Here is a 24,069-nt window from a genome sequence, read left to right on the forward strand (position 1 = left end):
GCAGTAAAACAACTAAGGATTGAAACATTCCTCATCTAAAGCGGAGACTTCCGTAGGACTTTTCTTCTGAAAACCACGATGAACGGCAGGAGTCTGAACAGTGCCTGTATGACGCTCAGATAAATGATTTGCCGACCGGGTTTTCATGTTCCTTTCACGAAATTGCGCATACCCTCAATGAGCTGCGACTGTCCCCCACAGGCCTCCAACGTGCCGACCGGAACAGAAAAAGTCAATTGATGCGATTTGTCACACTTTCGGTGTAACCAATTGAAGCAGCTTATTTTTTATCGACTACGCTTGCCTTGGATCCAACACATCCAGTATCAATGTTCGTCCAATTCCAGCCCGAGGTGCCCATGAGTCAGGCGTTTCTCCCCTTTTCCCGCCCAAGTATCGGCGATGAAGAAATTGCAGCCGTCGAGCAAGTATTGCGCTCCGGCTGGATCACCACCGGGCCAAAAAATCAACAATTGGAAGAGCAGTTCGCCAACTATGTCGGATGCCGCCACGCCGTTGCACTTTCCTCGGCCACCGGTGGCATGCACATCACCTTGCTGGCCTTGGGCATCGGGCCGGGCGATGAAGTCATTACCCCGTCCCAGACATGGGTGTCCACCGCCAACATGATCTGCCTGCTGGGCGCGACGCCGGTGTTCGTCGACGTCGACCGCGACACCCTGATGAGCGATCTGGACAGCATCGAGGCCGCCATCACCCCACGCACCAAAGCCATCATTCCGGTGCACTACGCGGGCGCTGCCTTCGATCTCGACCCGCTGTATGCGCTGGCTGACAAACACGGCATTCCTGTCATCGAAGACGCCGCCCACGCCGCGGGTACCTTCTACAAAGGTCGTCATGTCGGTTCCAAGGGCACGGCGATCTTCTCGTTTCACGCCATCAAGAACATGACCTGCGCTGAAGGCGCGATGTTTGTCAGCGACGATGAAGCCCTGGCCAATCGGGTGCGCATGCTCAAGTTTCACGGCCTCGGCGTCGACGCCTATGACCGCCTGACTGGCGGCCGCAAACCGCAGGCGCAAGTGATTGAACCGGGTTTCAAATACAACCTGGCCGACATCAATGCTGCCATCGCCCTGGTGCAACTGGAGCGACTTGAAGAAATCAACGCTAAACGCACCCAGCTGGCACAAACGTACTTGCATCGCCTGGAAGGCTGCGCCGTGCAACCGCTGGCGATACCGACTTACCCGCAACAACACGCCTGGCACCTGTTTATCCTGCGCATCGACGCCGAGCGTTGCGGCCTGGACCGTGAAGCGTTCATGAAGGGCTTACAGGAGCAGAACATCGGCACTGGCATCCACTTTATCGCCACCCATTTGCACACGTATTATCGTCAGCGGTTCCCGAACATTTACTTGCCTGACACCGAATGGAATTCGGCCCGACTGTGTTCGATTCCCTTGTTCCCCGACATGACCTGCGATGATGTCAATCGTGTGGTCGATGCCATTGAAAACGTTATGGACAGATCTCAGTGAAACCTTACCCAATCCGTTGCGTGTCGGTTGTTATCCCGGTCTACAACGAGCAAGACAGTCTGCCCGAGTTGCTGCGGCGTACCGAAGCGGCCTGTGCGCAGCTGCACCATGAATACGAAATAGTGCTGGTGGATGACGGCAGTCGCGACAACTCGGCGCAAATCCTCGAAGAGGCTGCCAGTCGCGAAAGCAGCCCGGTGGTCGCGGTCATTCTCAACCGCAACTATGGTCAGCATGCGGCAATCATGGCCGGTTTCGAACACTGCAAAGGTGATGTCGTCATCACGCTCGATGCCGACCTGCAAAACCCGCCTGAAGAAATTCCGCGACTGGTGGCCCAGGCCGAACTCGGTTATGACGTGGTCGCCACCGTGCGCAACAACCGTCAGGACTCGGCCCTGCGTCGCTGGCCGTCGAAACTGATCAACATGGCCGTGCAGCGCTCGACCGGCGTTGCCATGAGCGATTACGGCTGCATGTTGCGTGCTTATCGCCGGACCATCGTCGACGCGATGCTGGCCTGCCGAGAACGCAGCACCTTCATCCCGATCCTGGCCAACAGTTTTGCCCGGCACACCACGGAAATCCTGGTGATGCACGCCGAGCGCGAACACGGTGAATCCAAGTACAGCCCCATGCGCCTGGTCAACCTGATGTTCGACCTGATCACCTGCATGACCACCACGCCGTTGCGCCTGCTGAGCATCGTCGGTTTCGCCATGGCCGGCCTGGGTGTGCTGTTCGCCATGACCTTGATCTTCTTGCGCCTGGTGTTCGGCGCCGAATGGGCCGGGGACGGTTCGTTCGTGCTGTTCGCCGTGCTCTTCGTCTTCACCGGCGGGCAATTCATCGGCATGGGCCTGCTGGGCGAGTACCTGGGACGCATGTACAGCGACGTCCGCGCCCGCCCGCGCTTCTTTGTCGAAAAAGTCTTGCGTAGCCAACCCGCCGCACCCGCTCCCGTTGTCACCGTTGACGGCCTCACTTCCACTTCAGATCAGGTTCTCTCATGAGCGCAAAAGCTGTTGTCTTCGCCTACCACGATATTGGCTGTGCCGGTATCGAATCCCTGCTCGCGTCCGGCTTTGAAATTGCCGCCGTGTTCACTCATGCCGATGACCCGAAAGAAAACGCGTTCTACGGTTCCGTTGCGCAATTGTGTGCCCAAAAAGGCATCCCGGTGCATGCCCCTGAAGATGCCAACCATCCGCTGTGGATCGAGCGCATCGCCAAACTCAACCCGGATTACCTCTTCTCGTTCTACTACCGCAACCTGTTGACCGAGCCACTGCTGGCCACCGCCCGCAAAGGCGCCTTCAACCTGCACGGTTCGCTGCTGCCACGCTACCGCGGCCGCGCCCCGGCCAACTGGGTGCTGGTGAACGGTGAAACCGAAACCGGCGTGACCCTGCACCGCATGGTCAAGCGCGCCGATGCCGGCGCGATCATCGCTCAGCAAAAGGTTGCCATTGAACGCAGCGACACCGCGCTGACCCTGCACGGCAAATTGCGTGTGGCCGCGGCCGACCTGTTGCGCGACACCCTGCCTGCCCTGTTGCAAGGCAAAGTCACCGAAACGGCTCAGGACGAGTCCAAAGCCACGGTGTTCGGTCGCCGCACCGCCGCCGACGGCAAACTGTTCTGGAAGAAACCCGCTGAAGAACTGTTCAACCTGGTCCGTGCGGTTACCCAGCCGTACCCGGGCGCGTTCTGCGACGTGGGCGAGCACAAGCTGATTGTCTGGAGCGCCGAAGTGGCCAAGGGCAATGAAGGTCAGGCGCCGGGCCGTGTGATCAGCGTCGATCCACTGCGTATCGCCTGCGGCGAAGACTCGCTGGTGATCACCGCCGGTCAGCGCAATGACAACGGCCTGTACCTGAGCGGCCCGCAACTGGCCAACGAATTGGGCCTGGTCGACGGCTCCGTCCTGCGCGGCGCGGAATCCGGGCGCAAGCCACGTCGCACCCGCGTGCTGATCCTCGGCGTCAACGGCTTCATCGGCAACCACCTGTCCGAGCGCCTGCTGCGCGATGACCAGTACGAAGTTTATGGCCTGGACATCGGTTCGGACGCCATCGACCGCCTGCGCAGCCACCCGAACTTCCACTTCGTCGAAGGCGATATCAGCATTCACTCCGAGTGGATCGAGTATCACATCAAGAAGTGCGACGTGATCCTGCCGCTGGTCGCGATTGCCACCCCGATCGAATACACCCGCAACCCGCTGCGCGTGTTCGAACTGGACTTCGAAGAGAACCTGAAGCTGGTTCGCTACTGCGTCAAATACAACAAGCGCGTGATCTTCCCGTCGACTTCCGAAGTCTATGGCATGTGCCAGGACAACAACTTCGACGAAGACACTTCCAACCTCATCGTTGGCCCGATCAACAAGCAACGCTGGATCTACTCGGTCTCCAAACAGTTGCTCGACCGTGTCATCTGGGCCTACGGCCAGAAAGGCCTGAATTTCACCCTGTTCCGCCCTTTCAACTGGATGGGCCCACGTCTGGACCGTCTGGACTCGGCACGTATCGGCAGCTCCCGCGCCATTACCCAGCTGATCCTGAACCTCGTGGAAGGCACGCCGATTCGCCTGTTCGATGGCGGCGAGCAAAAGCGTTGCTTCACTGACATCGCGGACGGCGTAGAAGCCCTGGCGCGGATCATCGACAACGAAAACGACGCCTGCAACGGTCAGATCATCAACATCGGCAACCCTGAGAACGAAGCGAGCATTCGCCAGCTGGGCGAAGAACTGCTGCGCCAATTCGAAGCTCACCCGCTGCGCGACAACTTCCCACCGTTCGCCGGTTTCCGCGACGTAGAAAGCAAAGCCTTCTACGGCACCGGCTACCAGGACGTGTCCCATCGCAAACCAAGCATCGCCAACGCCAAACGTCTGCTGGACTGGACGCCAACCGTGGAGATGAGCGAGACCATCGGCAACACCCTGGATTTCTTCCTGCGTGAAGCCATGCTCGAAATCGCGGACAAGCGCTAATGCAGGCAGGCCTTCGAATCGATGTCGACACCTACCGAGGCACCCGTGAGGGGGTGCCCCGGCTGCTGGAAATCCTCGACGAAGCGCAGGTCAAGGCGACGTTCTTCTTCAGCGTCGGGCCGGACAACATGGGGCGCCACTTGTGGCGCCTGATCCGCCCGCAATTTCTCTGGAAAATGCTCCGTTCCAATGCCGCCGGGTTGTACGGCTGGGACATTTTGCTGGCCGGCACTGCCTGGCCGGGCAAACCGATCGGCCGTGACCTGGGGCATTTGATGCGCCAGGCTCAGGCCGCCGGGCATGAAGTCGGCCTGCACGCCTGGGATCACCATGGCTGGCAGGCCAATGCCGGACGCTGGAGCGACGCGCAACTGATCGAGCAAATCCGCCGGGGCGTCGACACGCTCAGCGACATCCTCGGAAAGAAGATCGACTGTTCGGCCGCCGCCGGTTGGCGTGCGGACGAGCGCGTGATCGAAGCCAAGCAAGCATTCGGCTTTCGCTACAACAGCGACTGCCGGGGCCAGAGCCTGTTTCAGCCGACGCTGGCAAACGGTAGTTTGGGTGCACCGCAGATACCGGTGGACCTGCCGACCTTCGATGAGGTGGTTGGCCCAACGGTCGCTGCCCAGGACTTCAACGCGTTCATTCTTGACCGTTTTTCCCCCGACAAACTCAACGTCTACACCATTCATGCAGAAGTAGAAGGGATTCTGATGGCCAACGATTTCCGTCAGCTGCTGGCCGATGCGCGCCAGCGTGACATTCATTTCCAGCCCTTGGGCGATCTGCTGCCCGACGCGCCCAACACCTTGCCCACAGGACGTGTCGTACGCGGCACCCTTGAAGGTCGCGAAGGCTGGTTGGGAGTGCAAGGCGCATGAGCAAACGCTGGGCACTCCCCCTGCTGCTGGTCCTTTTCGTCCTGGGTTATCTGCTGCCACTGGGCACCCACGGCTTATGGATCCCGGACGAAACCCGTTACGCACAGATCAGTCAGCACATGCTCCTGAGCGGCGACTGGGTGTCGCCGCATTTCATGAGCGTGCGCTATTTCGAGAAACCGGCGGCGGGTTACTGGATGATCGCCGCCAGCCAGACGCTGTTCGGTCAGAATCTGTTTGGCGTGCGGTTTGCCTCGGCGCTGAGCATGGGCCTGAGCGTGCTGCTGTGCTTCCTGATCGCCCGCCGATTGTGGAACGATCCGCGCAAGAGTTTTGCCTGCGCGCTGCTGTACATGAGTTTCAGCGTCATCGCGGGTCAGGCCGGTTACGCCAACCTTGATCCGCAATTCACCTTATGGGTCAACCTGAGTCTGGTGGCGTTGTGGTTTGCGCTGGACAGCGACGGCCGCCGGCAAAAAATCATCAGCTGGGCGGTGCTGGGTCTGGCCTGCGGCATGGGCTTCATGACCAAGGGTTTCCTGGCCTGGTTGCTGCCGGTGCTGGTGGCCCTGCCCTACATGATCTGGCAGAAACGCTGGAAAGAACTGCTGACCTACGGGCCTGTGGCGATTGTCGTGGCCATCGCGGTGAGCCTGCCCTGGGTGCTGGCGGTTCATTCGGAAGAGCCCGATTACTGGCGTTTCTTCTTCTGGCACGAACACATTCAGCGCTTTGCCGGTGAGGACGCCCAGCATGAAGAGCCGTTCTGGTTCTACCTGCCGCTGCTGGTCGGTTTCAGTCTGCCGTGGGCGGCGTTGTTACCGTCGGCGCTGAAACAGGCCTGGCAAACCCGACGCCAGTCCAGCATCGGCTTCCTGCTGCTATGGCTGGTGATGCCGCTGGTATTTTTCAGCATCAGCAAAGGCAAACTGCCCAGTTACATCCTGCCGTGCCTGCTGCCCCTGGCCTTGTTGCTGGGTCATACACTGGCTGACCGGCTGAAGCTGGAACAGGGACGGGTGCTGGGGCTCAACGGGTTGCTCAACCTGGTGTTGGGTCTGGTGACCCTGATCGCCTTGGTCTACCTGCAATTGAAAAAGCCGCTGTACGACCATGAACTGCACAACCTGGTGTTGGTGTTCATCGGTTTGATCGGCTGGATCATGGCCAACCTGCTGCAAGCCTTCAGGCCATTGCAATGCTGGGCTGCACCGGCATTCGGCAGTTTGTTGCTGATCGGCTTGATACCCGCCGGACTGCCTAACTCGGTGGTCGCCAACAAGACCCCCGACCAATTCATCCTCCATCACATGGATGAACTGGCGCAGACCGGCAAATTGCTGAGCAACGATCTTGGCGCCGCATCGGCGCTGGCCTGGCGCATGAAGCACCCGGATGTGTCCTTGTACAACTCGGTAGGCGAATTGAAATATGGTCTCGCCTATCCTGACTCGGCACAGCAACTGGTCACTGTCGGCCAGGTTCAGCAGTGGATGCGCGACGCCCGCCGCAGCGGCTCCGTCGGTGTGGTCATGCGGGTCAAGGGTGAGGACGAATTGCAGGAAATCGAATTGTTGCCCAAGGACGGTAAACGCTATGAACAGGGCAACCTGGTGATCCTGATTTTCCCTCAGGAGGCGCCATGAGCCTGCTACTGGTTCTGGTCGCGTGCCTGTTGACGTGCCTGGGTCAGATTGCGCAGAAATACGCCGTGGAGAGCTGGCGTGGCCAGGCTTCGGGATGGGGCGCGAAACTGCGCTCGCCCTGGCTGTGGCTGGCGCTCGCCGCGCTCGGGTCAGGCTTGCTGGTCTGGCTGCTGGTGTTGCAGCGCCTCGAAGTCGGCATCGCCTACCCGATGCTTAGCCTCAATTTCGTATTGGTCACCCTGATCGCCCGCTTCGTCTTCCACGAAACCATTGATCGCCAGCACTGGTTCGGCGTCGCACTGGTGATCGGTGGCGTGGTTCTGCTGGGGCAACACGCATGAGCCTGCGTCGCGGAATCACGTTCGCCCTGGGCAGCGTGGTGCTGGGCAGCGCGGCGCAACTGGGCATGCGCTGGAGCATGACGCGCCTGCCCTCGCCGGAAAACTGGCTGACCGCCAGTTTCGAACCGGTCCCGCTGCTGGTCGTGCTGAGCGCGATCCTGGCCTACGCCCTCTCGATGCTCTGCTGGCTGGCCGCCCTGCGCGACTTGCCGCTGGGCCGGGCCTACTCGCTTTTGAGCATCAGCTACGCGCTGGTGTACGTGCTGGCCGCCAGCCTGCCGTTGTTTCACGAATCGTTCAGCCTTTCCAAGACCGTCGGGGTGGCATTGATCATTCTCGGGGTCATCACAATCAACTCTCGTTCAGTCCGTGCGACCGAACTCCGGGGTGCGTCATGAAAATCAGTGTATTTGGTAGCGGTTATGTGGGCTTGGTCCAGGCAGCTGTCCTGGCTGAAGTTGGCCATGATGTGGTCTGCATGGACATCGACGAGAAAAAAGTCGCGCTGCTGCAACAGGGCCACGTGAGCATTTTCGAACCAGGGCTGGCCAGTCTGGTACGTGAAAGCCTGGAAGCCAGACGACTGCAGTTCACCAGCGACGAAAAACTGGCCGTCCAGCATGGCGAGGTGCTGTTTATTGCAGTGGGCACGCCGTCCCGGGACGATGGTTCGGCGGACCTGAGCTATGTGATGTCGGTCGGTGATGCCGTGGCGCGGCATCGCGAACAACCGGTGATTCTGGTGGAGAAGTCCACGGTCCCGGTGGGCACCGGCGACGCGTTGCAAGCACATATCGACAAGGCCCTGGTGAAAGCTGGCCGTGTGTTGCAGTTCGATATCGTTTCCAACCCCGAGTTTCTCAAGGAAGGTTCGGCCGTCGCCGACTGCCGGCGCCCGGACCGGATCATCATTGGCTGCGAACGTGACGAAGTGCGCGAAGTAATGCGCGACCTCTATGCACCGTTCAACCGCAACCACGACCGCGTCATGTTCATGGACCTGCGCAGCGCCGAACTGACCAAGTACGCCGCCAACTGCATGCTGGCCACGAAAATCAGCTTCATCAACCAGATTGCCGAACTGGCCGAACACCTGGGCGCCGACATCGAATCGGTGCGTCTGGGCATCGGCGCCGACTCGCGCATCGGTTATCACTTCATTTACCCCGGCTGCGGTTATGGCGGCTCGTGCTTCCCCAAAGACATGCGCGCCCTGATTCACAGCGCCCAGGAAGCGCACTGCTCCAGCGACCTGCTGCAAGCGGTGGAAGCGATCAACGAGCGTCAGAAACACAAACTGTTCGAGCGGATCAACGCGTTCTACCGTGGTGATCTGCGGGGCAAGACCTTTGCCGTCTGGGGCCTGGCGTTCAAGCCCAACACCGATGACATGCGTGATGCGCCGAGCCGGGTCCTGCTGGAATCGCTGTGGGCCGCCGGAGCCAATGTCCGCGCGTATGATCCGGAAGCGATGCAGGAAACCCAAAAACTCTATCCGAATGAATCGAAGCTGATGCTCATGGGGACGCCCGAATCGGTATTGACCGGCGCCGATGCCTTGATCGTCTGCACCGAGTGGCAACAGTTCAAGGCCCCGGATTTCGACCTGATCGAACAACGTCTGAACGCTCCCGTGATCTTCGACGGACGCAACCTGTACGACGCCGAACGCCTTGAGCGCAGCGGTTTCAAATACTTCCCGATGGGCCGTGGCGAGTCACGCAACCTGCCGATCCCGCTTCAGCAATGGCCGGCAGACTCGGTCGTCGCGTGATCACCCTGTCACCCACCCGCCAGCAGTCCCTGGGCATCGGGTTACTGGCACTGATCCTGTTCAGTGCCGGGGTTTATCAGCAGGCGGCCATCGGTTTCGATTCGCGGTTCGTCATGTTTGCCCAGGAAATGCTGCGTAACGGGCCATCGGTGTTCCCCACCACCTATGGCCAGCCTTACGCCGACTACTCCGCCCTTTCGACGCTATTCATCTGGCTGCTGTCCTTGCCATTCGGGCAGGTCAACAGCCTCAGCGCCTGGCTGCCGAGCGCGATGGCGGGTGCGGTGATTGTCACGCTGATGTATCGCTTGCTGGCGCCCTACTCCCGACGCTGGGCGCTGCTCAGCATTGCCTTGATGCTGATGACCAGTACGTTCATCACCGAAGCTCGCGCGGTGTCCCAGGACCTGATACTCGCGGCGGTCGCGTTTTCGGTGTTTTACCTGGGGTATGCCGCCGACCACTTCGCAGCACAACGCCGCTGGTGGCTGATTTTTGCCCTGTTGGTCCTCGGCTTCGGGGTGCGCGGACCGATCGGGCTGGTGGTGCCCACAGGCATTCTGTGCAGCTACTTTTTGCTCAATCGCCAATGGCGGCATTTGTTCGGCTTCGGCCTGACAGCCGCCGTGTTGTTGGCCGTGAGCATCGGCACATTGTTGTGGCTGGCCGACACCGAAGGCGGCCCGGCCTTCATGCAAGACGTGGTGCGCATGCAGTTCATGGGGCGCATGGACGGCAGCGAAGGCGCCAGCGGAGCGCTGTATTATTTCACCAGTTCGATGGGCAACTATGCGCTCGCCTATCCGCTGGCCTGGCTTGCGTTGGCGGCGATTGCGCTGACCCGACCGCGCCAGGCAGGCCCTGCATGGCGCCTGTTGCAGTACTGCATGGCGGCCGGGTTGATTGTGATGATCGGGTTGTCGATCCCGCAGGCGAAAAAGGCCCGTTATCTACTGCCGATGTTGCCGATGGCGGCAATTATTGCGGCGTATCCGTTTCAGGTCGCGCAAGGGCGGTTGTTTGCCGCGTTGCGCGGTTTGATGCAGGGGTTATGGTTGCTGATCCCGATACTCATGATCGTTGGATTGGTGGTCGCTCAGCGCCGGTTTCCCGAGCAACTGACGTCGATCCGCTCGATGGTGATCCTGCTCGGCGTGTTGCAGGCCATCGCCCTTGCCACGCTGTTCAAGCCCCGTTGGCGCGCAGAGACGCTGGCTTTTTGCGCGGTGCTGGCGGTGTGGTCGGTGTACATGAGCGTGTTCGAACCGGTTGAGCGTCGGCTCTATGACACCCGCACATTCAGCCTTGCCGTCTATGAGCAGGTTAAAAAAGCGCCGGCGCCATTGGTGCTGCACAGCATGGGCAAAGATGCCAAGGCGATCAAATTCATGGTCAATATCCCGCATGACTTGCAGCCGCTGTTTACCGACTCGATCCCGGAACTGCAAAGTCTCTCCGGAGCCGCGTGGTTGATGATGGACCTGAACGCCTACATCGCCTTGCAAGGCACTGCGCTGGGTAACTTGCAACCGGTGTTGAGCGGGCGATTCGACAAGAATGATTTCGTGCTGCTGCATAAACAAACCCCGTAGAACGGCGCACAGAAAGTTGCTGTTAGCGGCCCCTGCTTGTTTCACGCAGGGGCCTTCAAATCGACCCCCAACGCCTGCGCAAACGCCTTGACCAGCGGACTGCGCACGGTGTTGTGGCGCAGGATCAGATTGAACGGCGTGACGATGTTGATCAGGTCCGGGCGCACCGCGCGAAACTGTCCCTGAGCCACCATCGTCGCTGCATAATGCTGCGGCAGAAAACCGACAAAACGACCGGTCTTGATCAACAGCGCCACGGCTTCCACCTGGGTGGCGGACGCCGAGAAACTGTCATAGTGAGCAAAGTTCAGCTTGTCCCGATGAATCGCGTAGCGATGGTTGATGCACTCATGGTGCCTGAGCACATCACTGCCCATTTCGGCGTCCGGCGTCGAAAACAGCGGGTGACCGACAGCGCAATAAACTTCCGAGCGTTCTTCATACAGCGCGTAATAATCAAACTCCTCTCTTTTCTGGTACACCGGCACGATCCCCGCCACTAATCGCCCCTCTACTACGCCCCTTTCCACTTCATCCAGTTGAGACGACTGAAGTTGAAACCTTACTTTCGGCGACTCTTCATTAATTCGTCTAAGCGCTGCAACTAACGGTGAATTAGCATCGGAAATCGTATTGTCGATAACGCCCACTCCCAGATCGCCGATAAGTTCGTTTTGCGCTGAACTAAGGCGATCTCGAAAGTTATCGACCGAGGTAAACAAATCGATCGATGCCTGATACACCAATCGCCCTTCTTCGGTCAGGTGAAAGCCTTCTCGACCCCGGGTACACAAGCGCATGCCAATGCGGATTTCCAGGTCAGATATCTGTTTGCTGATCGCCGCCAGCCCCACATTCAGCTCATTTTGAGCCGCACTAAAGCCCCCGGCCTCGACCACGGCCTTGAATACCTTGAGCAATTTGAAGTCCAGCCCACTGAGGGCCAGCGGTGCCCGTTGCAGCGGTTTTGGCGGCGGGTTTCCGGAATTGGAAAGTGGGGTTTCCATAATGCTTATTTACCTCTGGCGCCGTATTCAACAACCTGTGTCCAACAACAAAAATAGTGCCGGTAAATAATAATGACCACAGAAAACCAGGCTTGGCAACTGCCAATAAATTCCGTACTTCAGTGCCAACTCACTGATGTTCAACGACTAAAAGCTGACACTTCGATCAGCTCTCGTGACTTCGCAACTGCGCTTATCCCCTGCCCTTGAATTTGATTAGGCCGAACCTCGCCCGAATGATTTTCGACGCGTGTTCCAGGCCCGGCATACCGATTTCAGTTCGCTTTACCGACGAGGAAAACAACAATGTCTCAAACCACCGACCGTCTCTGGGGTGCCCGCTTCAAAAGCGGCCCATCCGAAGCCCTGGCGGCCCTGTCCCGTTGCCCCGAGCGCTACTTTCGCCTCACCCCGTACGACCTCGCCGGTTCCAAGGCACATGCCCGTGAACTGCAGCGTGCCGGGCTGCTGACCGAGCAAGAAACCCTGACCATGCTCGATGCGCTGGAGCGCATCGGTGATGACTTCCGCGCCGGCCGCATCGCCCCGACGCTGGACGACGAAGACGTCCACACCTTCATCGAACGCCTGCTGACCGAACGCCTCGGCGCCTTGGGCGGCAAGCTGCGTGCGGGCCGCTCGCGCAACGACCAGACCGCCAACGACCTGCGCCTGTTTCTGCGTGATCACGTCCGCACCCTGGCCGTCGAAGTGCTGGCCCTGCAACAGGCCCTGGTCGATCAGGCCGAGCAACACATCGAAAGCATCTGCCCGGGTTTCACCCACTTGCAGCAGGCGCAACCCATTGTCTTCGCGCACCACTTGCTGGCTCACTCGCAATCGATGCTGCGTGACGTGCAACGCCTGGTGGATTGGGACATACGCACCTCACTGTCGCCACTCGGCGCTGCGGCCATGGCCGGTTCCGCCATTGCTCGCCTGCCGCAACAGTCGGCCAAGGAAATGGGCTACAGCGGCGTCTGCGAAAACTCCATCGACGCCGTCGCCAGCCGCGATCACGTCGCCGAATTCCTGTTTATTGCGAGCATGCTCGGCATCAACATTTCCCGCCTCGCCGAAGAATTTTGCCTGTGGTCGTCGCGGCAATTTCGCTGGGTTGCGCTGGACGATGCCTACGCCACCGGCAGCTCGATCATGCCGCAGAAGAAAAACCCGGACATCGCCGAACTGGCCCGGGGCAAGGCGGGTCGCCTGATCGGTAACCTGACCGGTTTGCTCTCCACGCTGAAATCCCTGCCGCTGTCGTACAACCGCGACTTGAGCGAAGACAAGAACGGCGTGCTCGACAGCGTCGACACCTTGCTGCTGGTACTGCCGGCCATGGCCGGGATGGTCGCAACCATGAAGGTCAACGTCGAAGAACTGCGTCATCAGGCGCCACTGGGCTTCACCCTCGCCACCGAAGTCGCTGACTGGCTGGCCATGCGCGGCGTGCCGTTCAAGGAAGCGCATGAGATTACCGGTGCGCTGGTCCAGGCCTGCGAGAAACATGACCTCGAATTGTGGGAAGCCTCGCCGGCATTGCTGGCCGAAATCGACCCGCGCCTGACGCCTGAAGTGCGTGACAGTTTGACCCTGGAAGCCGCCATCGCCGCCCGCAGTGGCTGGGGCGGCACCGCACCGCAACAGGTGCGCGAGCAGATCGGCCGCCTGAAAACCGCCCTCGCCGCGCAACAGCAGTGGACCGAGGACTATCAGGGTTTCCGCCTCTGAGGCAAGACACAAAAACCTGTGGGAGCGGGCAAGCCCGCGTCCACAGGGATCACGTTGGACCTGTGATACCAGTGTACGGAGAAACAACATGAGCCAGACCCAGGCAGAACGACTCCAGTCGGAGCGCAAACTGGCGGAAAACCAGTTCGACATCACGCAATACCAGCATGTGCCACGGCGTTATTACGGGCGGATTTTCTTCGCCACCCTCATCGTCGTCGCCATTCTCGGTCTGGTGCGGGCCTTCGCCGAAGGCAAGATCGAATGGTCGTACATCGGCCAGTTCCTGACCTCCCAGGCGATCATGTGGGGCTTGCTCAACACCGTCGTCATGGCCGTGCTGGCGATGGCGCTGGGCATTATTTTCGGGGTGATCACCGCGATCATGCGCATGTCGGCCAACCCGATCCTGCGCTACGTGGCCGTGACCTACACCTGGCTGTTTCGCGGTACGCCACTGATCCTGCAACTGCTGTTGTGGTTCAACCTCGCATTGATTTTCCCCACCATCGGCATCCCCGGCCTGTTCGAAATGGACACTGTGAGCCTGATGACGCCGTTCGTGGCCGCCCTGCTCGGCTTGAGCATCAACCAGGGCGCCTACACCGCCGAAGTGGTGCGCGCCGGGTTGCTGTCGGTGGACACTGGCCAGTACGAGGCCGCCAAGTCGATCGGCATGCCGCGCCTGCAAGCGCTGCGCCGCATCATTCTGCCGCAGGCCATGCGGATCATCATTCCGCCGGTCGGTAACGAATTCATCGGCATGGTCAAAATGACCTCGCTGGCGAGCGTTATCCAGTACTCGGAACTGCTCTACAACGCCCAGAACATCTACTACGCCAACGCTCGCGTGATGGAGCTGCTGATCGTCGCCGGTATCTGGTACCTGGCCACGGTCACCGTGCTGTCCTTTGGTCAAAGCCGCCTGGAGCGTCGTTTCGCTCGCGGCGCCGGCAAGCGTTCTTGAGGAGCCCCACATGAGAAGCATCGTCAAGGCCGTGAGCCTGAACAAATATTACGACCAGTACCACGCGCTCAAGGACATCAACATCGAAGTCGAGCAAGGCGAAGTGCTGTGCATCATCGGCCCGTCCGGCTCCGGCAAAAGCACCTTGCTGCGCTGCGTCAACCAGCTGGAAAAGATCGACAAGGGCGGCCTGTGGGTCGACGGCGAACTGGTGGGTTACCGCGTCGTCGGCAACAAACTGCACGAGCTCAACGAGTCGCAGATCGCCCGTCAACGCCTGTCCACCGGCATGGTGTTCCAGCGTTTCAACCTGTTCCCGCACATGACGGTGCTGCAAAACATCATCGAAGGGCCGTGCCAGGTGCTCAAACGTTCGCCCAAGGAGGCGCACGAAGAAGCCGTGGAACTGCTCGCTCGCGTCGGCCTGGCCGACAAGCGCAACAGCTACCCGATCGAGCTGTCGGGTGGCCAGCAACAACGCGTGGCCATTGCCCGCGCCCTGGCCATGCGGCCCAAGCTGATGCTGTTCGATGAACCCACTTCGGCACTCGACCCGGAACTGGTCGGTGAGGTGCTGTCGGTGATGCGCGATCTGGCGCAAACCGGCATGACCATGATCGTCGTCACCCATGAACTGGGCTTCGCTCGCGAGGTTTCCAACCGCATGGTGTTCATGGACGGCGGGCAGATCGTGGAGGCAGGAAGCCCCGAAGAAATACTAATAAGTCCGCAAAACCCGCGCACCCAAAGCTTCATTTCTGCCGTTCGAACCTAAGCGCTGTTTGGCGCTCACAACACTCATAAGAGAACGACCATGAAGAACTTCGTTATTCCAGCAGTACTCGCCGGCCTGATGGCTTCCAGCTTCACCTTCGCCGCCGAATTGCCGGCCAGCATCAAGGCCAAGGGCGAGATCGTGGTAGCGATCATGCCGAACTACCCACCGATGGATTTCAAGGACCCGGCCACCAACACCCTCACCGGCCTGGACTATGACCTGGGCAATGCCCTGGCCGAGCGTCTGGGCGTGAAGATCAAATGGCAGGAAACCGGTTTCGAACAGATGATCAACGCGCTGACCACCGACCGCGTGGACATGGTCTTGTCCGGCATGACCGACACTGCCGAGCGTCAAGCCAGCGTGACTTTCGTTGACTACTTCACCAGCGGTCCGCAGTTCTACACCCTGCAGAAGAACAAGGACTTCAACGAGATCATCGACCTGTGCGGCAAGAAAGTCGGCACCAGCCGCCGCACCACCTTCCCGTCGGAAATCGCCGAGTGGAGCAAGGCCAACTGCGAAGCCGCCGGCAAGCCTGCAATCAACGTGATCGGCACCGAAGGTTCGGCCGATGCCCGGGCGCAACTGCGCCAGAGCCGTATCGACGCGGCGATGCAGGGCAGCGAGACCCTGCCCTACCTCAAGACCCAGGAAAAGGACATGTACAAAACCGTGGGCCTGCCGATCTCCTCGCAGTTCACCGGGTTGGGCGTGAGCAAGAAAAAGCCTGAGCTGAGTGAAGCGGTGAAGGTCGCGTTGCAGAGCATGATTGATGACGGCAGCTACCAGACCATCCTGAAGAAATGGGACCTGGAACTGGGCGCAATCAAGACTGTGACCATCAACGCCGGGAAATAAGCGGCAGGCTCGCTCCCACAATGGTCTGGGCCAAACACAATTTTTGGCCGACCAATAAACCTGTGGGAGCGGGCTTGCCCGCGATGGCGATCTGTCAGGTGACATAGATGTTGAATGTGCCGGCCTCATCGCGGGCAAGCCCGCTCCCACAGGTTTTGTGGTGTACCTATAAATGAATGGAGTGCCACTGATGTCCTCCTCGCTGCAACCCACCTGGCCCGCCCCGCACAAAGCCTGCCTCGCCCTCGCCTTCGATCTCGATGGCCCGACCGGCGATGCCATGCTCAATGGCTCGATCTGGCACAAGCCCGAGTACTTCGGTTTCGGCGGTTACGGCCCTTACCGGGCGCTGCCGCGGATTCTCGACCTGCTGGACGAATTCAGGATTCCAACGACCTTCTTCGTCCCCGCCTGGGTCGTGGAGAACTGGCCGACACAGTGCCAGGCGATTATCGAGCGCGGGCATGAGGTGGCGTACCACGGCTACAAACACGAATCCTTTTACGCCCTGACGCTGGACCAGCAAAAGGACGTGATGAAGACATCACGCGAGGTGTTCTGGAAACACCTGGCGATCCGCGCCGAAGGCTTTCGCACCCCGTCCGGCGATTGGCGCGCCGAGACCCCGGCGATGCTGGTTGAAGCCGGCGTGACCTATTCCAGCAGCATGCGCGGCGATGACCGGCCGTACCTGGTCAAGGTACCCGGCCACGACACGCCGTTGGTGGAAATTCCCGGCCGCTGGGAAATGGACGACTACGCCTCCCTCGCCTACACCCGTGCCCCGAACTTCCCCTCGGGCCTCGACCGCACCGCCAGCTACGCGCTGACCCTCGACAACTGGTGCCGCGAATACGACGGCGCGATGAACGAAGGCCTGTGCCTGACCACCTTGTTCCACCCCAAGATCACCGGCAAACCGGGACGCATCCTGTTGCTGGAAAAACTCTTTGACCACATGCGCCAGCGCGATGACGTGTGGTTCGCGACCTGCCGCGATGTCGCCCAGTGGTGGCTGAAGGAGCACCACCATGGCTGATTTCACTGTGTGGCCTCAAGGCAAGCGCTGTGCCGTGGTGTTGACCGTTGATTACAACGACATCCACGGCATTCTGACCCAGGCGCCTGAAGTCGCCGGGCGCGACAAGACGCTGTCTGTCTGGCGTTACGGCACTCAACGCGGAGTCGAGCGCTTACTCGGTTTGTTCAAGGAACTGGGGGTGTCCAGCAGTTGGTGCATCCCCGGCATCGTCGCCGAGGAAAACCCCGAACACCTCCGCGCAATACAGGCCGGCGGGCATGAAATCGCCTGTTCAGGCTATCGCCACCAGAACTATGACACCCTCGATCTCGCCCAACAGAGCGCTGAGATTGCCAAGGGTTGCGCAGCGTTGACCGCGCTGACCGGTCAGCGCCCCACAGGATTTCGCATCCCGGCCGGCAACGGCGCAGCGGGTTTCATCGAGGCCTTGAGGGGTCAGGGCATTCGCTGGTCTTCATCGTGGCGTGGCGATGACTTGCCGTTCAAGCATCCGACTGCACCGGAAGTCATCGAGTTGCCGCTGCACTATGAACTGGAAGACGAGCCGTATTTCGCCTTCAACCTGAGCCCTGCCGTGCCTCCGGCGCAGTCGCGGATCGCGTCTTACAGCCACACCCTGGGCAACCTGCAAATGGACTTCGCCGGGTTCTACCGGTTTGGCCTGTGCTACGTGCTGCGCCTGCACCCGGAAATCATCGCCACGCCGGGGCGCATCGGTGTCCTGCGCGAATTGCTTGAGGGCATTCAGCAACACAAAGATGTGTGGATCGCCACCGCCGCTGAAGTCGCGCAGTGGTGGGCCGGTTCGGCGCAGCCTGTGGCCGAGGATCACCCGGCCTCGGTGTATGAGCGCCATTATCGGGATTACCTCGTATGACCGAACGCATGCAGCGACTGGCGCAGTTTTGCGTCGACACTCGCTACGAAGACTTGCCCCCGGCTTTGGTGACGCAAGCCAAGCGGCACATTCTCGATACCTTCGGCGCGACGTTGGCCGGTTCTGTGAGCGACGTGGCGAAACAGGCGCAACAGGTGTTCGCGGGTGAAACCGGAGAAACGTTGGTCTGGGGCACCGGATTGCGGGTCGGGGCCATTCAGGCGGCCATGCTCAACGGCGTCGCGGCCCATGCGCTGGAACTGGACGACACCGGTGGCTGCGACCATTCCGGCGCGGTGGTGCTTCCAGCGGTCATGGCGGCGGTATCGATGTCGCCCACCCCTGTCAGCGGTCGCGAGCTGATCACCGCCGTGGTCATCGGCTACGAAGTTGGCCGGCGCGTGCTGGAAGCCTGCGGCGGTTACTCGGCGCACAACGGCGCGGGCTGGCACTCCACCGCCACGTGCGGTGTATTCGGCGCGGCCGCGGCGAGCGCACGGATCCTGCGTCTGGACCTTCAGCAAACGTTATCGGCGCTGGGCATCGCCGGCAGTTTCAGTGGCGGATTGTGGGCGTTTATCCATGACGGCTCGCACAGCAAAAAACTGCACAGTGGCCGCGCCGCGGAAGGTGGATTGCTCGCGGCACGGTTTGCGCAGCAGGGCATCAGTGGGCCAACGAAGTTGTTCGATGATGTCTGGGGCGGTTTTCTGAAAACCCTCGCCGGCGTGACATCGCAGCCCGAGGCACTGGACGCCGACGTGGGCGTCGTGTGGAAACTCGCCCGCTGTTCGATCAAGCCTCATGCCTCGTGCCGGGGCACGCATTCGGCCATCGACGCATTGGGGCTGTTGCTCGATCAATTGCAGGTCGATGTCGATCAGGTCGAAGACATTCATGTTTCGCTGTGCGGGTTTCTTCAAGGCATGTGCGGCGACCAGGAAGTCAGCACCTTGGCGGCGGCGCAGATGAGTTTGCCGTATGCCCTGGCTGCACGGTTGGTTCATGGTCATTGCCGGTTGCAGGCCTATGACGATGCGCAACGCCGTGATCCGCGTATCGCGCACTGGATGTCGCGCGTTCGCCTTGAAGTGGACCCGCAACTGTCAGAGGATGGCGAGCCGGTTGTCAGCCTGCGAACCGTGGACGGTCGGCAGGCAAGCCTGTGTGTCGACGTGCCGCTGGGAGCGCCGGGGAATCCGTTGAGTGATGCGGCGTTGGAACAGAAGTTTTTCAGTCTGGCCGGGCGGGTGATGTCGCAGGAACGGGCGGCGCAATGGCTTGGGCAGTTGTGGCGGCTGGAGGAGATGGAATCGGTTCGTTTGCTGGATCGGTGGCTGGTTTGATCAAGAGGTTGAATCGGCTGACGCCATCGCGAGCAAGCTCGCTCCCACAGGGCAATGCATTCCAAATGTGGGAGCGAGCTTGCTCGCGATGGCCGCGCCTCGGTCTGCCGGTAAACACTCAAAAAACCAAATAAGGACATTTGCCCCACCGTGGCCACTTACTCGCTCGTTATCCGCCGCTTGATGATTGTCTCGCTGACGATTGTCGTCAGCCGCGCCATCACCAGTCCGCTGCTCACGCTGTTCCTGAGCAACAAACTCGGCCTCAACCAACAGGACGTCGGTTTGCTGCTAGGCATCGCGGTGTTTATCGCTACCCTGCTCGCGCTCTACGGCGGCTACATCATCGACCGTCTGGAAAAGCGCCGACTGCTGATCCTCGCCATGCTTTCCAGTGCCATCGGCTTTGTGCTGCTGACCTTTGCCGAAAACCTCTACCTGACCACCGCCACGCTGGTGATCACTGAAACGGCATCGGCGCTGTTCCTGATCGGATCGAAAGCGATCCTCAGCGAAAACCTGCCCATGGGCCAGCGCGCCAAGGCCTTTTCCCTGCGCTACACCTTGACCAACATCGGTTACGCCACCGGGCCGATGCTCGGTGTGGTGATTGCCGGGGTGTACCCGATTGCGCCATTTCTGATTGCCGGTGGCATCGCGTTCTTCAGCATCTTCCTGATGATCGGCATCCCCAAGGACTCGGCCCCGGTGCCCGCCATCGGCCAACCCCAGAGCTTTCTCAAGACGCTGATCACCCTGAAAAACGACCGCACGCTGATCATGTTCACCTGCGGTTGCCTGCTCAGTACTGTGGTCCACGGCCGGTTCACCTTGTACCTGTCGCAATACCTGCTGGTGACTCACGATTCCAAACGCGCCCTGGAAACCATGGCCGCCCTGCTCGCTTGTAACGCCATCAGCGTGATCCTGCTGCAATACCAGATCGGCCGGTTTCTCAAGCGCGAACAACTGCGCTACTGGATTGCCGGCGGCACCAGCCTGTTCATCGTCGGTTTGATCGGCTTTAGCCTGGCCGACAGCCTGGTGTCATGGTGCGTGGCCATGTTCATCTTCACCCTGGGCGAAATGATCATTTACCCCGCCGAGTTCCTCTTCGTCGACACCCTGGCCCCGGAAGAATTGCGCGGCAGCTATTACGGCGCGCAGAACCTCGCCGCACTCGGCGGCGCATTGAGCCCGGTGATCTGCGGCTTCCTGCTGATGCACACCCCCGCACCGACGATGTTCTATGCCTTGAGCGCACTGACCGCAATGGGCGGATTCCTGTGCTTCATGAGTGGACGGCGCGTGGCAATACTGCAAAATTAATGCACTGAAACTGCATTAATATGAATTTGTCAGTACATGGATTCAACGGCACACTGTGCCCCGTTCCTCCCCCAATAGTTGGAACACCTTCAAGGGCTTTCTGGATATCCCAGCCAAGCCTTTTTTTTTGCTCGTTTTTTTGTTCACGGATCAACTTCATCATGTTCGCTCGCTGGTTGCCCGCCGCCATCAACACCCGCCCTTCCGAATGGAGCCGCGCCGCCATCGGCATGGCCCTTGGGACGCTGTTCAGCGTTTGGGTTTGCGGGCAAGTGTTTGGCATGGAAGTGGCGCAGCACCTGATCGGCCCGCTGGGTGCATCGGCCGTGTTGTTGTTCGCTGTGTCCTCCGGCGCCCTCGCCCAGCCGTGGTCGATTCTGGGCGGCTACTTGAGCGCCGGAGTGGTTTCGCTGCTGGTTGCCCATGTGCTCGGGCGAACCCTCGGCAGTGCCTGCCTGGCAGCGGGCATGGCGCTGATGTTGATGTGCTGGCTGCGTTGCCTGCATCCGCCGGCCGGGGCTTTGGCATTGCTGTTGGTGCTGGCCGATCCGGCCACCATTGCCATGGACTGGAAGGCCCTCGGCCCGGTGATGCTCGGTGCCTCGGCGATGCTGCTCAGCGCCCTGGCCTACAACAACCTGACGCGCATTCGCTACCCCAAACGCGCCAGCGAACCGGTGGCCGTGATCCCCGCCGATCACCCGCCTGTTGACAGCCAGGCCATCACTGCCCAAGACCTGAAAATGGCGTTGGCGGACATGGAGGCGTTCTTCGATGTCACGCCTGAAGACCTCGAACAGCTGATCCATGCCAGTGAACTGCACGCCAAGCGGCGCAGTATCAGCGAAGTACTCAGCAAACGCATTTAACCAATCCTTGTGGGAGCCGAGCTTGCTCGCGATAGCAGTGTGTCATTCAACATTTATGTTGGCTGACAGGACCCCATCGCGAGCAAGCTCGGCTCCCACAAGTTTGTTGCAAAAACGCAGACAGGACCTGCACATTTCCCGGTTGTACATCACAAATTTGCACTGGTACGATCCTGCATCGCTCGCGCGCGAGCTTCTCTATAAAGAACAATAAAAGCAGGGAGTTAGTGATGACTGCTCAGGTTTTATCGAAGGGGACTTCGTCCATGGACGCCACGCAAAACGAAGTGCTGGCCGAGGTTCGCAACCACATCGGTCACCTGACCCTCAACCGCCCCGCCGGCCTCAATGCCTTGACCTTGGACATGGTGCGCGACCTGCAGCGTCAGCTCGATGCCTGGGCTCAGGATCCACACGTACACGCGGTGGTCTTGCGCGGTGCCGGCGAGAAAGCCTTCTGTGCCGGCGGCGATATTCGCTCGCTGTACGACAGTTTCAAAAGCGGCGACACGCTGCACCAGGATTTCTTCGTCGAGGAATACGCCCTGGACCTCGCCATCCACCATTACCGCAAACCCGTGCTCGCCTTGATGGACGGCTTCGTCCTGGGCGGCGGCATGGGCCTGGTGCAAGGCGCCGACCTGCGAGTAGTCACCGAAAAAAGCCGTCTGGCGATGCCGGAAGTCGGCATCGGCTACTTCCCGGACGTCGGTGGCAGCTACTTCCTGCCACGCATCCCCGGTGAACTGGGGATGTACCTCGGTGTCAGCGGTGTGCAGATTCGCGCGGCGGATGCGCTCTACTGCGGGTTGGCCGACTGGTATCTGGAGAGCGAAAAACTGGCCGTGCTGGACGACAAACTCGACCAGCTCGAATGGCACGACACGCCGCTCAAAGACCTGCAGGGCTTGCTGGCTAAACTCGCGGTGCAGCAACTGCCCGACGCACCGCTGGAAGCGCTCCGCCCGGCCATCGACCACTTCTTCGCCTTGCCCGATGTGCCGAGTATTGTTGAGCAATTGCGTCAAGTGACGATTGCCGACAGCCATGAGTGGGCACTGACCACTGCCGACCTGCTGGACAGCCGTTCGCCGCTGGCCATGGGCGTGACCCTGGAAATGCTCCGTCGGGGTCGGCACTTGAGTCTGGAAGACTGCTTCGCCCTTGAGCTGCACCTGGACCGTCAATGGTTCGAGCGCGGCGACCTGATCGAAGGCGTGCGCGCCTTGCTGATCGACAAAGACAAGACGCCGCGCTGGAACCCGCCGACCTGGCAGGCGCTGGACGTCAAGCATGTCGCGAGTTTCTTCACAGGCCTTGATGAGAGTGGGAACTGAGCCATGCACGATATCGAATTGAGCGAAGAGCAAGTCATGATCCGCGACATGGCCCGGGACTTTGCCCGCGGCGAAATCGCGCCCCATGCGCAAGCCTGGGAAAAGGCTGGCTGGATCGACGACGGTCTGGTGGCGAAGATGGGTGAACTCGGGCTGCTGGGCATGGTGGTGCCTGAAGAATGGGGCGGCACCTATGTCGACTACGTGGCCTACGCCTTGGCGGTGGAAGAGATTTCCGCGGGTGATGGCGCTACCGGTGCGCTGATGAGCATTCACAACTCGGTCGGGTGCGGCCCCGTTTTGAACTATGGCACTGAAGAACAGAAACAGACCTGGCTGCCGGATCTGGCCAGCGGCCAGGCCATCGGCTGCTTCTGCCTGACCGAACCACAAGCCGGTTCCGAAGCGCACAACCTGCGCACCCGCGCCGAACTGCGCGACGGCCAGTGGGTGATCAACGGCGCCAAGCAATTTGTCAGCAACGGCAAGCGCGCGAAACTGGCGATTGTGTTTGCCGTGACCGATCCGGACCTGGGCAAACGCGGCATTTCGGCCTTCCTGGTGCCGACTGACACCGCCGGTTTTATCGTCGATCGCACGGAACACAAGATGGGCATCCGCGCCTCCGACACCTGCGCGGTGACGTTGAATAACTGCACCATTCCTGAAGCCAACCTGCTGGGTGAGCGCGGCAAAGGCCTGTCCATCGCCCTGTCCAACCTCGAAGGCGGCCGCATCGGCATCGCCGCGCAAGCCTTGGGCATTGCCCGAGCCGCGTTCGAAGCGGCGCTGGCCTATGCGCGGGATCGGGTGCAATTCGACAAGCCGATCATCGAACACCAGAGCATCGCCAACATGCTCGCTGACATGCACATGCAGCTGAACGCCGCGCGTTTGCTCATCCTGCATGCGGCGCGCCTGCGCACGGCCGGCAAACCCTGCCTGTCGCAAGCTTCACAGGCCAAGCTGTTTGCCTCGGAAATGGCCGAAAAGGTGTGCTCGTCCGCGATTCAGATTCATGGTGGTTATGGGTATCTGGAAGACTATCCAGTGGAGAAGTACTACCGGGATGCGCGGATTACGCAGATTTACGAAGGGTCGAGCGAGATACAGCGGATGGTGATCGCCCGCGAGCTCAAAAACTATCTGGTCTGAAGCCTAAAAGCATCGCGGGCA

Annotated in this window: 21 protein-coding genes; 20 read left to right on the forward strand and 1 reads right to left on the reverse strand. The window is 60.3% G+C overall.

The annotated features are described in order from the left end of the window. Positions 1 to 359 precede the first annotated feature (359 nt). From arnB to H8F22_RS10535, 9 genes are read left to right on the forward strand one after another with little or no spacing between them, the layout of a single operon-like run. Entirely contained in the window at positions 360 to 1,508 is a 1,149-nt protein-coding gene (gene arnB / locus H8F22_RS10495) for a UDP-4-amino-4-deoxy-L-arabinose aminotransferase (protein ID WP_194940084.1), read from the forward strand. Then, a complete protein-coding gene (gene arnC, locus H8F22_RS10500; protein WP_194940085.1) occupies positions 1,505 to 2,521 on the forward strand; it encodes an undecaprenyl-phosphate 4-deoxy-4-formamido-L-arabinose transferase in 1,017 nt (338 codons plus the stop codon). The genes arnB and arnC overlap by 4 nt, the downstream gene beginning before the upstream one ends. Next, entirely contained in the window at positions 2,518 to 4,509 is a 1,992-nt protein-coding gene (arnA, locus tag H8F22_RS10505; protein WP_027923064.1) for a bifunctional UDP-4-amino-4-deoxy-L-arabinose formyltransferase/UDP-glucuronic acid oxidase ArnA, read from the forward strand. Before arnC ends, arnA begins: the two co-directional genes overlap by 4 nt. Further along, on the forward strand, positions 4,509 to 5,393 hold the full coding sequence (gene arnD, locus H8F22_RS10510; RefSeq protein WP_194940086.1) for a 4-deoxy-4-formamido-L-arabinose-phosphoundecaprenol deformylase: 885 nt from the start codon (positions 4,509 to 4,511) through the stop codon (positions 5,391 to 5,393). The genes arnA and arnD overlap by 1 nt, the downstream gene beginning before the upstream one ends. Then, complete coding sequence (arnT, locus tag H8F22_RS10515; protein ID WP_194940087.1) at positions 5,390 to 7,039, forward strand: lipid IV(A) 4-amino-4-deoxy-L-arabinosyltransferase; 1,650 nt, start codon at positions 5,390 to 5,392, stop codon at positions 7,037 to 7,039. Before arnD ends, arnT begins: the two co-directional genes overlap by 4 nt. Continuing rightward, the gene (gene arnE / locus H8F22_RS10520) at positions 7,036 to 7,380 is read left to right on the forward strand and encodes a 4-amino-4-deoxy-L-arabinose-phosphoundecaprenol flippase subunit ArnE (RefSeq protein ID WP_027923061.1); all 345 of its coding nucleotides are present in this window, start codon (positions 7,036 to 7,038) and stop codon (positions 7,378 to 7,380) included. Before arnT ends, arnE begins: the two co-directional genes overlap by 4 nt. Continuing rightward, positions 7,377 to 7,778 carry a 4-amino-4-deoxy-L-arabinose-phosphoundecaprenol flippase subunit ArnF gene (gene arnF, locus H8F22_RS10525; protein ID WP_027923060.1) on the forward strand — a complete coding sequence of 134 codons (402 nt, stop codon included), beginning with the start codon at positions 7,377 to 7,379 and terminating at the stop codon, positions 7,776 to 7,778. The genes arnE and arnF overlap by 4 nt, the downstream gene beginning before the upstream one ends. Then, the gene (locus tag H8F22_RS10530) at positions 7,775 to 9,154 is read left to right on the forward strand and encodes a UDP-glucose dehydrogenase family protein (protein ID WP_027923059.1); all 1,380 of its coding nucleotides are present in this window, start codon (positions 7,775 to 7,777) and stop codon (positions 9,152 to 9,154) included. Before arnF ends, H8F22_RS10530 begins: the two co-directional genes overlap by 4 nt. Next, positions 9,127 to 10,746 carry an ArnT family glycosyltransferase gene (locus tag H8F22_RS10535; protein WP_194940088.1) on the forward strand — a complete coding sequence of 540 codons (1,620 nt, stop codon included), beginning with the start codon at positions 9,127 to 9,129 and terminating at the stop codon, positions 10,744 to 10,746. Before H8F22_RS10530 ends, H8F22_RS10535 begins: the two co-directional genes overlap by 28 nt. A 41-nt stretch (positions 10,747 to 10,787) precedes the next feature. Here the strand turns inward: H8F22_RS10535 and H8F22_RS10540 are convergent, their stop codons facing one another. Then, entirely contained in the window at positions 10,788 to 11,753 is a 966-nt protein-coding gene (locus H8F22_RS10540) for a LysR family transcriptional regulator (protein WP_194940089.1), read from the reverse strand. 306 nt (positions 11,754 to 12,059) lie between these two features. Between H8F22_RS10540 and argH the strand changes: the two genes are divergently transcribed. The 11 genes from argH to H8F22_RS10595 all read left to right on the forward strand — a co-directional run bounded on the left by argH (position 12,060) and on the right by H8F22_RS10595 (position 24,048). Continuing rightward, on the forward strand, positions 12,060 to 13,487 hold the full coding sequence (gene argH / locus H8F22_RS10545) for an argininosuccinate lyase (protein WP_194940090.1): 1,428 nt from the start codon (positions 12,060 to 12,062) through the stop codon (positions 13,485 to 13,487). Between the two features lie 88 nt (positions 13,488 to 13,575). After that, positions 13,576 to 14,454, forward strand: coding sequence for an amino acid ABC transporter permease (locus tag H8F22_RS10550; protein WP_027923055.1), 879 nt, complete (start codon positions 13,576 to 13,578; stop codon positions 14,452 to 14,454). Between the two features lie 10 nt (positions 14,455 to 14,464). Further along, positions 14,465 to 15,229 (forward strand): amino acid ABC transporter ATP-binding protein, encoded by a 765-nt coding sequence (locus H8F22_RS10555; protein WP_027923054.1) that lies wholly within the window; start codon positions 14,465 to 14,467, stop codon positions 15,227 to 15,229. Between the two features lie 39 nt (positions 15,230 to 15,268). After that, entirely contained in the window at positions 15,269 to 16,093 is an 825-nt protein-coding gene (locus H8F22_RS10560) for an ABC transporter substrate-binding protein (protein WP_027923053.1), read from the forward strand. Between the two features lie 190 nt (positions 16,094 to 16,283). Beyond that, positions 16,284 to 17,132 carry a polysaccharide deacetylase family protein gene (locus H8F22_RS10565; RefSeq protein WP_027923052.1) on the forward strand — a complete coding sequence of 283 codons (849 nt, stop codon included), beginning with the start codon at positions 16,284 to 16,286 and terminating at the stop codon, positions 17,130 to 17,132. Then, the gene (locus H8F22_RS10570) at positions 17,125 to 18,012 is read left to right on the forward strand and encodes a polysaccharide deacetylase family protein (RefSeq protein WP_194940091.1); all 888 of its coding nucleotides are present in this window, start codon (positions 17,125 to 17,127) and stop codon (positions 18,010 to 18,012) included. The genes H8F22_RS10565 and H8F22_RS10570 overlap by 8 nt, the downstream gene beginning before the upstream one ends. Beyond that, a complete protein-coding gene (locus H8F22_RS10575; RefSeq protein ID WP_194940092.1) occupies positions 18,009 to 19,358 on the forward strand; it encodes an MmgE/PrpD family protein in 1,350 nt (449 codons plus the stop codon). The genes H8F22_RS10570 and H8F22_RS10575 overlap by 4 nt, the downstream gene beginning before the upstream one ends. Before the next feature lie 150 nt (positions 19,359 to 19,508). Next, positions 19,509 to 20,687 carry an MFS transporter gene (locus H8F22_RS10580; protein WP_027923049.1) on the forward strand — a complete coding sequence of 393 codons (1,179 nt, stop codon included), beginning with the start codon at positions 19,509 to 19,511 and terminating at the stop codon, positions 20,685 to 20,687. A 161-nt stretch (positions 20,688 to 20,848) separates the two neighbouring features. After that, positions 20,849 to 21,556, forward strand: a complete 708-nt coding sequence (locus H8F22_RS10585) for an HPP family protein (RefSeq protein WP_027923048.1) — start codon at positions 20,849 to 20,851, stop codon at positions 21,554 to 21,556. Between the two features lie 230 nt (positions 21,557 to 21,786). Continuing rightward, positions 21,787 to 22,893, forward strand: coding sequence for an enoyl-CoA hydratase/isomerase family protein (locus tag H8F22_RS10590; RefSeq protein WP_194940093.1), 1,107 nt, complete (start codon positions 21,787 to 21,789; stop codon positions 22,891 to 22,893). Between the two features lie 3 nt (positions 22,894 to 22,896). Then, on the forward strand, positions 22,897 to 24,048 hold the full coding sequence (locus tag H8F22_RS10595) for an acyl-CoA dehydrogenase family protein (RefSeq protein WP_027923046.1): 1,152 nt from the start codon (positions 22,897 to 22,899) through the stop codon (positions 24,046 to 24,048). The last annotated feature ends 21 nt before the right edge of the window (positions 24,049 to 24,069 follow it).

It is taken from the genome of Pseudomonas mucoides, from assembly GCF_015461845.1.
GTDB classification, from domain to species: Bacteria; Pseudomonadota; Gammaproteobacteria; order Pseudomonadales; family Pseudomonadaceae; genus Aquipseudomonas; species Aquipseudomonas mucoides.

Coding starts and splice junctions, on each gene's coding strand:
- arnB (WP_194940084.1), top strand. CDS start 360: ATGAGTCAGGCGTTTCTCCCCTTTTCCCGCCCAAGTATCGGCGATGAA.
- arnA (WP_027923064.1), top strand. CDS start 2,518: ATGAGCGCAAAAGCTGTTGTCTTCGCCTACCACGATATTGGCTGTGCC.
- arnD (WP_194940086.1), top strand. CDS start 4,509: ATGCAGGCAGGCCTTCGAATCGATGTCGACACCTACCGAGGCACCCGT.
- arnT (WP_194940087.1), top strand. CDS start 5,390: ATGAGCAAACGCTGGGCACTCCCCCTGCTGCTGGTCCTTTTCGTCCTG.
- arnE (WP_027923061.1), top strand. CDS start 7,036: ATGAGCCTGCTACTGGTTCTGGTCGCGTGCCTGTTGACGTGCCTGGGT.
- arnF (WP_027923060.1), top strand. CDS start 7,377: ATGAGCCTGCGTCGCGGAATCACGTTCGCCCTGGGCAGCGTGGTGCTG.
- H8F22_RS10530 (WP_027923059.1), top strand. CDS start 7,775: ATGAAAATCAGTGTATTTGGTAGCGGTTATGTGGGCTTGGTCCAGGCA.
- H8F22_RS10535 (WP_194940088.1), top strand. CDS start 9,127: ATGGCCGGCAGACTCGGTCGTCGCGTGATCACCCTGTCACCCACCCGC.
- H8F22_RS10540 (WP_194940089.1), bottom strand. CDS start 11,753: ATGGAAACCCCACTTTCCAATTCCGGAAACCCGCCGCCAAAACCGCTG.
- argH (WP_194940090.1), top strand. CDS start 12,060: ATGTCTCAAACCACCGACCGTCTCTGGGGTGCCCGCTTCAAAAGCGGC.
- H8F22_RS10550 (WP_027923055.1), top strand. CDS start 13,576: ATGAGCCAGACCCAGGCAGAACGACTCCAGTCGGAGCGCAAACTGGCG.
- H8F22_RS10555 (WP_027923054.1), top strand. CDS start 14,465: ATGAGAAGCATCGTCAAGGCCGTGAGCCTGAACAAATATTACGACCAG.
- H8F22_RS10560 (WP_027923053.1), top strand. CDS start 15,269: ATGAAGAACTTCGTTATTCCAGCAGTACTCGCCGGCCTGATGGCTTCC.
- H8F22_RS10565 (WP_027923052.1), top strand. CDS start 16,284: ATGTCCTCCTCGCTGCAACCCACCTGGCCCGCCCCGCACAAAGCCTGC.
- H8F22_RS10570 (WP_194940091.1), top strand. CDS start 17,125: ATGGCTGATTTCACTGTGTGGCCTCAAGGCAAGCGCTGTGCCGTGGTG.
- H8F22_RS10575 (WP_194940092.1), top strand. CDS start 18,009: ATGACCGAACGCATGCAGCGACTGGCGCAGTTTTGCGTCGACACTCGC.
- H8F22_RS10585 (WP_027923048.1), top strand. CDS start 20,849: ATGTTCGCTCGCTGGTTGCCCGCCGCCATCAACACCCGCCCTTCCGAA.
- H8F22_RS10590 (WP_194940093.1), top strand. CDS start 21,787: ATGACTGCTCAGGTTTTATCGAAGGGGACTTCGTCCATGGACGCCACG.
- H8F22_RS10595 (WP_027923046.1), top strand. CDS start 22,897: ATGCACGATATCGAATTGAGCGAAGAGCAAGTCATGATCCGCGACATG.